Source organism: Labedella endophytica (genome assembly GCF_003990045.1).
Taxonomy (GTDB): Bacteria; Actinomycetota; Actinomycetes; order Actinomycetales; family Microbacteriaceae; genus Labedella; species Labedella endophytica.
Genome location: NZ_RZGZ01000002.1, coordinates 1458321 through 1470730 on the forward strand (window position 1 = coordinate 1458321; position 12410 = coordinate 1470730).

Here is a 12410-nt window from a genome sequence, read left to right on the forward strand (position 1 = left end):
CGGGGCGAGGGCCGAAGTCCGCACCTCGGCGGGGCGGGCGGGGCAGGCGCGGGCGTCAGTACTGACCGAGCGAGAGCCCCCTCTGGAACACGCGCTGCGTGAACATGAAGAGGAGTGCGGTCGGGATCGAGACGATGAGCGCCGCCGTGAGCACGACCGTGTACGCGGATCCGCCGCCCTCCGTGGACTGCAGCGCAGCGAGGAGCGGCATGACTGGCCGCGTCGACGCACTCTGCGTGAGCACGAGCGCGAGGAGCAGGTCGTTCCAGACCCACGTGGCCTGCAGGATGAAGACCACGACGAGTGCGCTCCGCGACATCGGCAGGTAGATGCGCGTGAAGATGCGCCACGCGCTCGCCCCGTCCACGACCGCCGCCTCGAAGACCGTCTCCGCGATGCCGGCGAAGAAATTCCGCATCACGAACGCGGAGAACGGCGTCGCGACCGCCGCGTAGACGATCGTCATGCCCGCGAACGTGTCGAAGAGACCGATCTGCGAGAAGGACGCGAAGAGCGGGATCACCATGATCTGCAGCGGGAAGACCGTGCCACAGAAGACGACGAAGAACCAGAAGAAGCCGTGCTTGAGCTTCAGCACGATCACGGCGAAGCCGATCCCGGCGCCGAGGATCACCGCGATGAGCGGCGCGATCGTCGCGTAGAGGAAGGTGACGCCGAGCCCCGACGGCACGTCCGTGGTCGAGAACACCTCACCGACGTTGGAGAGCAGCGCCGGCAGATTGCCGGGCGACCACAGCTCCGAGCCCGAGTACTCGCTCGTGAGCTTCCCCGCGTTGGCGAGCAACAGGTAGATGGGCAGCAGCCAGATGATGCCGAGACCGCCGAGCACCACGTACCGCGTGATCAGTCCGATCCGTCCACTCATGAGCGCACCGCCTTCTTCACGGGCTCGCCGATGGTGAGCTGGCGACGCAGGTAGATGATCGACGCCGCGAGCGTGATGACCGTGAGGAAGAGGGCCACCGCAGCGCCGAGCCCGTACTCGCTGTTGAGGAACGTGTTGCGGTACATCGTCACGCCGAGCGTCTCCGACACGCGGTTCGGCCCGCCCTGGGTCATGGACTGCACGATGTCGAACGTCTTCAGACTGTTGACGATCGAGAGCCCGACGACGATCGTCGTGGAGGGCCGCAGCAGCGGCCAGATCATGAAGCGGAAGAGCCGCCAGCCCACCGCGCCGTCCACCTTCGCGGCCTCGAGCGGCTCCTTCGGGATCGACTGGAGCCCCACGGTGAAGAGGAGCGCGTTCACCCCGACGCCCTGCCACGCCGACGCGATGATCATCGCGAATGTGTTGAGCGGAGCGTCCTGCAACCAGCGCAGCTCCGACCCCGGCAGGTTCAGGAACGCGAGCGCTTGCGACAGCGCTCCCCCGTTCTGCAGCACGAACGAGAACACGACACCCACGGCCACACCGGAGAGGGCGTACGGCACGAGGAATGGGACCCGCAGCCACGCGCCACCGGGCAGCCCGAACGCGAGATACGCGACCACGAGGCCGAGTCCCACCGGCACCACGAGCGTTCCGACCACCCAGAGCAGCGTGTTCGTGATCGACGTGAGCACCGCCGGGTCACGGAACATCCGCACGTAGTTGTCGATGCCGATGAACTCGGGATCCCCGAGACCGTTGAAGTCGGTGAAGCTGAGGAAGACGGTGTAGAGGACGGGGAGGTGGAGGACGAGGACGACCGCCACGACGCCCGGGGCCAGGAAGCCCCAGGCGGCGCGTTGGTAGTTCGTCGAGGAGCGGCGCGACATCCTGCGCGTCAGTTGCCGGCCCAGTACTCGTCGGCGACCTGCTGGATGCCCTCGAGGTACGGAGTCGGGTCGCCGGGGTTCGTCATGAAACCGGTGAACTGGTCGAGGGAGGCCGTGAGGATCGGCGCGGGGGCCGCCTCGTACCAGCGCAGGTAGAACTCGTAGCTCGGGTCGGCGAACTCGGCGCCGATGGCCTGGAACTCCTCCGTGGACGCCTCGGCGTTGGGGTTGTACGGCAGGTTGCCCTCCTGCTCGCTCCACGCCGTCTGCGCCTCGGACGACATCCACCATTCGGCGTACTCGAGGCCGAGGTCCTTCTGCGGCGAGTTCTCGGCGGTGCACGCCGGGGCCGTCTCGATGGCGACCGGAGTGGTCTCCTGGTCGGGATTCACGTTCGGGATGGGGAAGACGCCCCAATCGGTGCCGCTCTCGAGGCCCACCGTGGTCAGCGTGCTCGCGTACCAGGTGCCGAACGGGATCATCGCGACCTCCTGGTCCTTCATCTGGGTCTCCGCCGCGACCTTCGATCCGGGGTCCGTGAAGTAGCCCTTCTCCTTCATGTCGAGCCAGATATTCATGACGTCGACGACCTCGGGATCGGTCCAGTCGACCTCGCCCGTCGTGAGGCCCGTGTAGAGGTCGAGGTCGGTGCCCGCCGCGAGGATCTGGAACCAGACGAACGCCCACGGGTTGCCGCCGGCGTTCCAGAACGGCGTGACGCCGTTGTCGACGAGCGTGTCGGAGACGGTCATCATCTCCTCCCACGTGGTGGGGGCGGTGAGGCCGTACTCCTCGAAGGTGCGCTTGTCGTAGTACATGACCCAGTCGTCCACGCTGATCGGCGTGCAGTACTGCTCGCCGTCGACCGTGTAGAGGTCGCGGACGGACTCCGCGACGTCGCCGTTCTCGACGGCCTTCGTCCAGATGTCCGTCGTCGGGGCCACGAGGTCCTCCGCGACGAGCTCCTCGAGCTGGCCGCCGGTGTGCCACGTGAAGAGGCCGGGGCTCTTGTTCGTGCGGAACGACTGCTTCACGAAGGCCTGGAAGGCCTCCTGGTCGGCGTAGGCCGTGGTGGCGAGGGAGACGTCGATGTCCTTCTTCGACTCCGCGGAGAAGGTGTCGAAGTCCCACGTCTTGTCGGTGATGAAGGTGAGCTCGCCCGAGTCGGCTCCGGAGGAGCCTCCCGCCGAGCATCCCGAGAGCGCTGCGGCTCCCAGGAGGAGGACGGCCGCCGCGGCGGCGCTTCTGGTCGGTCTCACGCTGAACTCCCTTGTTCGAGCAGGTGGTGCGCTGGGGTGAAGGTGGGGAACCGGTGATCGCCGGTTGTTATCGTTACCAAGCAACGGCACAGTAACACGCGCTCAGGAGGCCCACAAGAGCCCCGGCGACCGCCCGCGCCACTTCGGTATACCGTGGCGTCATGACATCGGAGGACATCGCAGGCGGCCGGGCAGCGGCCCGCCGCTCGGTGAATCCGACGGTCCACGACGTCGCCCTCGAGGCCGGCGTGAGCCCGATGACGGTGTCGCGTGTGCTCTCCGGCGGTAAGAACGTGCGCACCGAGCTGCAGGACAAGGTGTGGCGCGCGGTCGAGACGCTCGGCTACCACCGCAACGAGAACGCCCGCAGCCTCCGGCCCGGGCACCGCTCCGGCCTCGTCGGCGTGACCATCACGAACATCGCGAACCCGTACTACGCCGAGATGCTCCGCGGTGTCGAGGAGATCGCGTCGGCCAACGGGCGCCGCATCCTCGTCGGCAACTCCAACGAGGACGCGGACCTCGAGCGACAGCTCGTGGCCGACTTCATCGGGCGACGGGTCGAGGGCCTGATCGTGGTCCCGTCGAGCACGGGTGACGGCGCGCATCTGCAGGGCGAACGACTCGGCGGCGCACCCCTCGTGCTCGCCTCGCGCGCCGTCGCGGGCGTCGATGTCGACACGGTCCTCATCGACGACGTCGCGGGCGCGCGGGCGGCGACCGCCCGCCTGCTCGCCGAGGGGCACCGCCGGATCGCCTTCCTCGGCAACCGCTCCTCGGTGTTCACGGGACGCCGGCGCCTCGACGGGTTCACGCTCGCCCACCACGACGTGGGGGTCGAACCGCTCGCCGATCTCATCCGCCTGGGGCAGCAGGACGTGGGCGCGGCCGAGCACGCGATGGCCGACCTCCTCGACCTTCCCCAGCCACCGACCGCCGTGTTCGGCGCCAACAACCGCAACACCGTGGGCGCCATCCGCGCGATCGTCGCCCGGCGTCGCTCGGCGGATGCGGCGGGGGCGACCTCGGCCGAGATCCGCGTCGCCGGCTTCGACTCGTTCGACTTCGCCGACATCGCACCCGTGCGACTCTCGGTCGTCGATCACGACGCGGGCGACCTCGGACGCCGAGCGGCCGCGATGCTCTTCGAGCACCTCGACGGTGCCCCCGCCGCCGGGTCCGCTCGCGTCGTCGAGCTCCCGGTCACTCTCCGCGACCTCTTCTGACGCACCCTCTCCGACTCCCCCACCGCCCCTCCCCTCGGCTCCGCCCCCTCCCCCCGGGTGGACGCGAATCGTCGCCTCGAACGCAACCCCACGACACATCGCGCCCACCCCAGGCGCCCCCTCCCCCCGGGTGGACGCGAATCGTCGCCTCGAACGCAACCCCACGACACATCGCGCCCACCCGAAGCAGGCATCCCTCTCGCGGGGCGTTCCCGGACGGCTCCTCCGAGAAGACCCGACCCGCCATCCGGCTTCGATCAGGGACGGGTGTAGCGCCCGTGTCGATCGGCTGATATCGTTACCAACGCTTCGGGCCCGAGCACGTCATCGCCGCACGGCGAACGGCATCGACCCCGTCTCTTCAACGATGAATCAGGCGAAAGGGAGGCCATGGCTTCTCACCCCTCCGCGTCACGACGCGGCCCGGCATACGATGCGAGCCCCACCATCCCGCTGCCCGACGGACACCGCGTATGGCGCGGCGCGGCGGTCTGGACGGAGCTCGCGGCGAGCCTCCCCGACGGCGGCACGATAGCGATCGACACCTATCCCGGCGTCGATCTCACAGCCCTCCGCGCCGAGCTCGCGCGGCACCTGCCCGACGCGACCGTCGTCGACGTCGAGGACGCCGCGGCGCTGCCCGCCGAGCGCATCGAGGCGCTCATCGCCGGCAACCTGACCGACGACCGCGTCTTCGGGGTCCTCAGCCATCACACGCTCTACGACTTCTACGACTCCGCCGAGCTCGACCGCGTCGCCGCCGACGTCGAGTCCGGCAGCGGGCTGCGCATCGTCGTCGGCTGGGGCGCGACCCTTGCTCCCGTGCTCTACGACGTCGTCGTGCTCGCGGACCTCGCACGCTGGGAGATCCAGAAGCGACAGCGCGCCGGCGCCCCGAACTGGCGCGCGGGCAACGGCGGCGAGGACACCATCCGGAAGGTGAAGCGCGGCTTCTTCGTGGAGTGGCGTGTGGCCGACCGTCACAAGCGTGGACTCTTCGACCGGATGGACTTCGTGCTCGACACCAACGGCTCGGTCGACGACGCCCGCCTCCTCACCGCCGACTCGTTCCACGCCGCGCTCGACCTGGCCGTCTCGCGCCCCTTCCGCGTCGTCCCCTTCTTCGATCCCGGGGTGTGGGGCGGGCAGTGGATGAAGGAGAACCTCGGCATCTCCGGCGAGGACAACTTCGCCTGGTGCTTCGACTGCGTGCCGGAGGAGAACAGCCTCCTCATCGCCGCCGACGGCGAGGTCGTGGAGATCCCCTCGATCGACCTCGTCTTCCGCCACCCGCGAGCCCTCCTCGGCGAGCGCACCCACGCGCGCTTCGGCGCCGAGTTCCCCATCCGCTTCGACATGCTCGACACCGTCGGCGGCGGCAACCTGTCGCTGCAGGTGCACCCGCTCACCGACTACATGCAGAACACCTTCGGGATGCCGTACACGCAGGACGAGAGCTATTACCTGCTCGACGCGTCCGACGACGCCGTCGTCTACCTCGGCGTGAAGACGGACGTCGACCGCTCGGCGATGCTCGCCGATCTCCACACCGCGGCGTCCGGGTCCGGGTCCTTCCCCGCCGAGCAGTACGTCAACACCTTCCCGGCGCGGAAGCACGACCACTTCCTCATCCCCGCCGGCACCGTGCACTGCTCGGGGGCGGACTCGATGGTGCTCGAGATCTCGGCAACGCCGTACCTCTTCACCTTCAAGATGCACGACTGGGGACGCCTCGGACTCGACGGCCAGCCCCGCCCCATCCACCTGGAGCACGCGGCCGCCAACATCCAGTGGGACCGCGACACCGCGTGGACGGAGCGGAACCTCGTGGGTCGCGTGGACCGCACCGCGGAGGGCCCCGGCTGGATCGAGGAGCGCACGGGGCTCCATGAACTCGAGTTCATCGAGGTACGCCGGCACTGGTTCACCGAGATCGTCGCTCACGACACGCTCGGCACGGTCAACGTACTGAACCTCGTGGAGGGCGACGAGGCGATCGTCGAGAGCCCGACGGGCGCTTTCGAGCCGTGGGTCGTGCACTACGCCGAGACGTTCATCGTCCCGGCCGCGGTCGGCGCGTACACGATCCGCCCCCACGGCCCGAGCGTCGGACGGCGCCTCGCGACCGTCAAGGCGTTCGTCGCCGGCACCTGACCACCATCGACCCCACACGACCGACTCGCACGACCATTCCGATCGACCATCAGATACGCAGAGTGAGGACAGCAATGAGCAAGGTAAAGGCACTCATCGCCGCACGACCGTGGACCGACACGGGGGCACGCGCCGGCCTCTTCTCGGCCGCCGCCGCCATCACGACCGTCGTGGGCGGGGAGAACGTGCGGGTGATCGCCGAGCAGCTGGTCCGCTCGGACGGCCGGGGCGGACGCCAGCAGGCCATCCGCCTCGAGATCGGCGACATCCACCGCCCCGTCTCCCTCGGTTCGGCCGTGCAGCACGGCGGCATCGCGCTCGACGTGGAGGTCGGCACCGTCGACGACGCGCACACCGTCGACGTGAGCGGGATCACCCTCCGCACGGCGGACGGCGAGGACGTGCCGGTGCAGGTCGAGGACGGACCGCGCGGCGCGTACCGCCTCTACATCGCCGCCGTGGAGACGGCGACGGCGCTGCGCCTCGTCATCCCCTCGCTCGACCGGGACGTCGAGCTGCCCTTCGAGGTGCTCCCCGTGCGCGACTGGACGATCCACGTCGTGCACCACTCCCACTTCGACATCGGGTACACCGACCCGCAGGCGATCGTCCTCGCGGAACAACGCTCGTTCCTCGACTCGGCGCTCGAACTGCTGCGCGATACCGCCGACGAACCGCAGGACGAGCGCTTCCGCTGGGTCGTCGAGTCCCTCTTCACGTTCGAGAGCTGGGCCGAGACCCGGCCGCAGCACCTCGTCGACGAGTTCGTGGGGTTCGTCCGCGAGGGGCGTGCTGAGCTCACGGCGCTGCCCTACAACCTGCACACCGACACGTGCACGACGGACGAGCTGCACGAACTCCTCCGCACGGCCCGGCGCATCGCGACGCGCTACGACCTGCCGATCCCGTCCGCCATGCAGACCGACGTGCCCGGGACGGTCGTCGGTCTGCCGGACGCCCTCGCCGAGAACGACGTGAAGTACCTCGCCGTGGCCCACAACTGGGCCGGCCGCTCGATGCCGCAGCTGAACGGCGGGCAGCTGCTCCCCCGTCTCTTCCGCTGGGCCGCGCCGTCGGGGAAGTCCGTGCTGGTGTGGCTCACCGACAGCCCCCACGGCATGGCGTACATGGAGGGGCCGCTGCTCGGTTTTCACCAGGACTACTCGGCCGTCGAGGACCACCTGCCCGTCTACCTCGAGTCGCTCGCGGCGAACCCGTACCCGTTCCCTCCTGGCGTCTTCGGCTGGCATGGCACCGCAGAGGCGGTCGACCGCACGCCGTACCCGTGGGACATCGTGCACCTGCGCACGCAGGGTTACGTGGGCGACAACGCTCCGGCGAGGCGACGCGCGGCCGACATCGCCCGCGAGTGGAACGCCACGTGGGAGTCGCCGAAGATCCGCATCTCCACGAACACCGACTTCTTCGAGGATGCCGAGGAGCGTCTCGGCGACGAGATCCAGACGTTCGAAGGCGACTGGGGCGACTGGTGGGTCGAGGGCGTCGGCTCCGCCGCGTACCCCATGACGCTCGTGCGCGACGCGCAGGCGAAAGTGACCGACGCCCAGACCGTGTCCGCCGTGCGATCGCTGCTCACCGGCTCGGAGCTCCCCGGAGAGGCCGAGCAGTCCGAGGACACCTTCCGCACGATCTCCATGTTCAACGAGCACACGTGGGGCGCCGGCAACTCGTGGCGGTTCTCCGACCACGGATTCGACTCCGGCGAGGTGCAGTGGCAGTGGAAGGTCGCGAACGCGATCGTCGCACAGCAGAAGGCCGGCCAGTACCTCGAGCGCGCGTCCGCGTTCCTCGGCGCCGACCTGGGGCGCGCCGCCGACGCGCACGCGAGCTACTACGTCGTCAATACCACCGCCATCGAGCGCGACACCGCCGTGCGCTTCTTCGTGCGCGAGAGCACCGTGCCGCTGGGCACCGCGTTCGCCCTGTACGACGGTCGCTCCGGCGAGACGCTCCCGTACGTCGAGGAGGCGCAGTCGAACCACGAGCACCGCGAGGCCGGGCGCTTCGTCACGGCGCGCGTGCGCTCCCTGCCGCCCGTGGGCTTCGTACGGGTGGATCTGCGACTCACCGACGTCGACCGCGTCGACGCCGCGGCCGACACCGCGTCCATCGCCGGCCCGCTCGTGCTCGAGAACGAGCACCTCCGCGTGACCGTCGACCTCCCGGGGGCGCGGATCGCGTCGATCGTGGAGCTCGCGACCGGTCGAGAGCTCCTCAATCAGGACTCGCTCTTCGGCGGGAACGAGTACATCTACGACCTCTACACGAGCGCCGGCGGCTTCAACCACCAGTCGAACAAGACGTCGACCTCCGACGAGCTCGAGCTGCTCGGCGACCGGTGGCGGGCGCGTCCCGCCGCCGTCATCGCACGGGAGTCGGACGCCGTGGAGGAACGACTCGTGTACGAGTACCCGGCGAAGGGCGCCGAGTGGGTGCGCGTCACGCTGCGGCTCCGGCACGGGGAGCCCGCGCTCCTCATCGAGAACCGCATCGCGAAGGAGTCCACCGACGCGAAGGAGAGTGCGTTCTTCGCCTTCCCCTTCGCCGGCGAGGACCCCGTCGTGCGGTTCGAGGTGAGCGGCGGCGTCACGGGCGACGGTCTCGAGCACGTCCCGGGAGCGCCGCAGCACATGCGCGCCGTGCGGGAATGGGTCACCGTCGACTCGGCCGACGGGCCGGTGGCCTGGGTCACGAAGGACGTGCCGCTCGTGGAGCGGGGCGTCATCGCCCTCCCGTACGCGCCGTTCCCGGCGAGCACCTCCCCGTACGAGCCGGGCACGGTCCTGTCGTGGGTGCACAACAACGTCTGGGACACCAACTTCCCGGTTCGCCAGGCGTTCGAGACGACGTTCTCCTACGCGATCGGCGTGCGGACGGCGACCGAGGTGTCGGCGGAAGAGGTCGCCGTGGCGGCCACAGCCGCGCTCGTGCATCCGCCGGTCGTGGTGCCGGCCAACGGAGCCGCGGGGGCGGAGGCCCCGGTGGAGAGGTCGTTGCTCACGGTGAGCGACCCGCGCGTGAAGCTCGTGGCCGCGCACTGCCTGGGCGAGGGCCGGATCCTCGTACGGCTGCAGTCGTTCGTCGACGGCCCCGTGTCCGTGGAGGTCGGCGTTCCCGGCGGCATCGCGTCGGCCGCGGCGGCCACGTTCCTCGGCGAGGAGCGCGAGCCACTCGACGTCGGGGGCACCACGGTCACGGTCGACATCCCGCGCCTGAGCCCCCGCGCGGTGATCCTCACCCTCCCCTGACCATTCTTCCTCCGCGAAGTGCGGACTTTCGCGGTGGGGAAGACACATGTCCGCACCGTCCGTGTGCGCGGGAGTGCGGAAGCGACGGGAGGGACGGGTCGCGCGCGGTGTGGAAGCATTGACCCATGTCGATCACCACGGATGCACAGGCGCTCCTGCCCGAACTCGTCACCCTCCGTCGCGCGCTCCACGCCGCACCCGAGGTGGGACTGCAGCTTCCGAACACGCAGGCCACCGTGCTCCGCGAGCTCGAGGGTCTCGGGCTCGAGATCACGACGGGTACGGACACGACGAGTGTCGTCGCCGTGCTGCGCGGCGCGCACGAGGGGCCGGTCGTGCTCCTGCGCGGCGACATGGACGGGCTGCCCGTCGTCGAGCAGACGGGCCTGCCGTTCGCCTCGACGAACGGCGCGATGCACGCGTGCGGGCACGACCTCCACACCGCCGGTCTCGTGGGCGCCGCGCGACTCCTCGCCGCCCGGCGCGACGAGCTGCACGGCTCCGTGATCTTCATGTTCCAGCCCGGCGAAGAGGGCTACGGCGGCGCGAAGATCATGATCGACGAGGGCGTGATCGACGCCGCGGGCACCCGCCCCGTCGCCGCCTACGGCATCCACGTGATCCCAGGCCCGAACGGCGTCTTCTCGATGCGGCCCGGGCCCGCGATGGCCTCGTCGAGCACCCTCCGCATCCGCATCGTGGGCGAGGGCGGCCACGGCTCGCAGCCGTCGAGCGCCTTCGATCCCGTGCCAGCGCTCACCGAGACGGTGTCCGCGCTGCAGTCGATGGTCACGCGCCGCTTCAGCGTGTTCGACCCGGTGGTCCTCACCGTCACGCAGCTGTCGGCGGGCGAGGCGATCAACGTCATCCCGGACTCAGCGAGCCTCGGTGCCACCGTCCGTGCGCTGTCGGACGAGTCGCTCGCGACTCTCGCCGTGGAAACGGAGCGGATCGCCTCCGGGATCGCCGCTGCCCACCGGTGCCGCGCCGAGGTGGAGTTCGTCACCGTCTACCCGGTCACGAAGAACGACCCGGGCACGACGTCGGCCGCCATGATGACACTCACCGACACCTTCGGGCCGGGTCGCGTCGAGACGATGCTCGAGCCCCGGATGGGCAGCGAGGACTTCTCGTTCGTGCTGCACGAGGTGCCGGGCACGTTCATCTTCCTCCAGACGACGCCGTGGGACCTCGCGGGCCAGACGGTCGCGTACAACCACTCGCCGCGCGTGATGTTCGACGACGCCGTGCTCGGCGACCAGGCCGCGGCCCTCGCCTCCCTCGCCCTCTCCCACCTCGGCACCCCTCCCGCCCTCTAGCTCCCGTGAGGTGTCGCAATCTGTTGCCTCGTGCGAGGAAATGACAACAGAATGCGACACCTCCGGAGGGGTTTTGGTGCGCGAGCGCCGGCTCACTACGATGACGGACGTGCATTTCCGTCATGATCCGTCGATCCCGTCGTCTCTTGCCTCAGGAGGGGGGCCGATCGTGGGCACACACACCGGGGACGTCGTCTGGCTGGCGACGATGAAGGCGGACGCGCTGCTCGGGCGCATATCGGACGAGCACCGCGTGCAGCTCGGCGCGACGTTCGACTGGGAGGTGTCGGACGACGACGTGCGCGTTGCGCGCACCGCGCTGTCGCCGCAGCGTGTGGACGCGCTCGTCCGCCGCCGCGCGGACACGCACCCTCCCGCCACGATCGCTCCCGACTGGGACGCCTCGGCCGACCTCCTCGCGCTCTAACCGCCCCCAACCCCCGTGAGGTGTCGCAATCTGTTGTCATTCAGGGCGCTGAGGCAACAGAATGCGACACCTCACAGGAGGTAGAGGGGTGGAGAGAAGGGGCGGGGGTCAGGCGAGGCGGTAGTAGTCCGGCTCGACGTGCTCGCCGCGGTCGAGGGCATCGATCGCGGCCATGTCGGCGGGCTCGAGCGCGAAGGAGAACACATCGAGGTTCTCCGCGAGTCGCCTCGGATCGGATGATTTCGGAACCGTTACGAGGCCCGATTGCACGTGCCACCGCAGCACCGCTCGCGCGACGGAGACTCCGTGCGCCGCCGCGATCCGTTCGAGCGTCGGGTCGCCGAACACACGGCCGCGGGCGAGCGGCGACCACGACTCCGTCACGATCCCGAGGGCTTCGTGCGCCGCACGTTCGAGCCGGCGGGTGTGGAAGGGGTGCAGTTCGATCTGATTCACCGCCGGGATCTCCCCGCCGAGCTGCACGAGATCGGCGAGCTGGGCTGGGGAGAAGTTGGAGACCCCGATGTTGCGCGCCAGCCCGGCTCGCTTCGCCGCTTGGAGCCCCCGCCACGCCTCACGATGGCGGCCGGCGGCGCTGTGCGGCCAGTGCACGAGGTAGAGGTCGACGTGCTCGAGTCCGAGCCGTTCGATGGACTGCTCGGCGGCGCGGACGGCCGCCACCTCGTCGTGCGCATCGATCCAGAGCTTTGTCGTCACGAACAGCTCCTCGCGCGCGATGCCGGACCGCCGGATCCCCTCGCCGACGCCCCGCTCGTTGCCGTAGATCGCGGCGGTGTCGATCGAACGGTAGCCGAGGTCGATGGCCGTCGCGACCGTGCGCGCGGTGGACTCGTCGTCCATGTCGAAGACGCCGAGACCCAGAACAGGCATGTCGAGGGCCGTAGCGACAGGCACGCGCGACGGGGTGGGCATGAGACCTCCAAGCGTTATCGGACATTCGTCCGAAATAAGGT

9 protein-coding genes are annotated in these 12410 nt (G+C 69.5%); 5 read left to right on the plus strand and 4 right to left on the minus strand.

Translation table 11 applies throughout. The features are described 5' to 3' along the window. Positions 1-55: 55 nt before the first annotated feature. The 3 genes from ELQ94_RS10330 to ELQ94_RS10340 are packed head-to-tail and all read right to left on the minus strand — an operon-like array spanning position 56 to position 3041. The gene (locus ELQ94_RS10330; RefSeq protein ID WP_127049763.1) at positions 56-886 is read right to left on the minus strand and encodes a carbohydrate ABC transporter permease; all 831 of its coding nucleotides are present in this window, start codon (positions 884-886) and stop codon (positions 56-58) included. After that, positions 883-1782: a carbohydrate ABC transporter permease gene (locus tag ELQ94_RS10335; protein WP_127049765.1), complete on the minus strand. Its 900-nt coding sequence runs from the start codon at positions 1780-1782 to the stop codon at positions 883-885. The genes ELQ94_RS10330 and ELQ94_RS10335 overlap by 4 nt, the downstream gene beginning before the upstream one ends. A gap of 8 nt (positions 1783-1790) precedes the next feature. After that, positions 1791-3041: an ABC transporter substrate-binding protein gene (locus ELQ94_RS10340; RefSeq protein WP_127049767.1), complete on the minus strand. Its 1251-nt coding sequence runs from the start codon at positions 3039-3041 to the stop codon at positions 1791-1793. A gap of 161 nt (positions 3042-3202) precedes the next feature. Between ELQ94_RS10340 and ELQ94_RS10345 the strand changes: the two genes are divergently transcribed. From ELQ94_RS10345 to ELQ94_RS10365, 5 genes are all read left to right on the plus strand, one after another. Next, a complete protein-coding gene (locus ELQ94_RS10345; protein WP_127049768.1) occupies positions 3203-4267 on the plus strand; it encodes a LacI family DNA-binding transcriptional regulator in 1065 nt (354 codons plus the stop codon). A 390-nt stretch (positions 4268-4657) separates the two neighbouring features. Beyond that, complete coding sequence (locus ELQ94_RS10350) at positions 4658-6421, plus strand: class I mannose-6-phosphate isomerase (protein WP_127049770.1); 1764 nt, start codon at positions 4658-4660, stop codon at positions 6419-6421. 74 nt (positions 6422-6495) lie between these two features. Then, on the plus strand, positions 6496-9690 hold the full coding sequence (locus tag ELQ94_RS10355) for a glycoside hydrolase family 38 N-terminal domain-containing protein (protein WP_127049772.1): 3195 nt from the start codon (positions 6496-6498) through the stop codon (positions 9688-9690). Between the two features lie 125 nt (positions 9691-9815). Then, on the plus strand, positions 9816-11009 hold the full coding sequence (locus ELQ94_RS10360) for a M20 metallopeptidase family protein (protein ID WP_127049774.1): 1194 nt from the start codon (positions 9816-9818) through the stop codon (positions 11007-11009). A gap of 169 nt (positions 11010-11178) precedes the next feature. Further along, on the plus strand, positions 11179-11436 hold the full coding sequence (locus ELQ94_RS10365) for a hypothetical protein (protein ID WP_127049776.1): 258 nt from the start codon (positions 11179-11181) through the stop codon (positions 11434-11436). 108 nt (positions 11437-11544) lie between these two features. Here the strand turns inward: ELQ94_RS10365 and ELQ94_RS10370 are convergent, their stop codons facing one another. Next, positions 11545-12327, minus strand: a complete 783-nt coding sequence (locus ELQ94_RS10370) for an aldo/keto reductase (RefSeq protein WP_243696954.1) — start codon at positions 12325-12327, stop codon at positions 11545-11547. Between the last annotated feature and the right edge of the window lie 83 nt (positions 12328-12410).

Coding starts and splice junctions, on each gene's coding strand:
- ELQ94_RS10345 (WP_127049768.1), top strand. CDS start 3,203: ATGACATCGGAGGACATCGCAGGCGGCCGGGCAGCGGCCCGCCGCTCG.
- ELQ94_RS10330 (WP_127049763.1), bottom strand. CDS start 886: ATGAGTGGACGGATCGGACTGATCACGCGGTACGTGGTGCTCGGCGGT.
- ELQ94_RS10360 (WP_127049774.1), top strand. CDS start 9,816: ATGTCGATCACCACGGATGCACAGGCGCTCCTGCCCGAACTCGTCACC.
- ELQ94_RS10355 (WP_127049772.1), top strand. CDS start 6,496: ATGAGCAAGGTAAAGGCACTCATCGCCGCACGACCGTGGACCGACACG.
- ELQ94_RS10335 (WP_127049765.1), bottom strand. CDS start 1,782: ATGTCGCGCCGCTCCTCGACGAACTACCAACGCGCCGCCTGGGGCTTC.
- ELQ94_RS10370 (WP_243696954.1), bottom strand. CDS start 12,327: ATGCCTGTTCTGGGTCTCGGCGTCTTCGACATGGACGACGAGTCCACC.
- ELQ94_RS10350 (WP_127049770.1), top strand. CDS start 4,658: ATGGCTTCTCACCCCTCCGCGTCACGACGCGGCCCGGCATACGATGCG.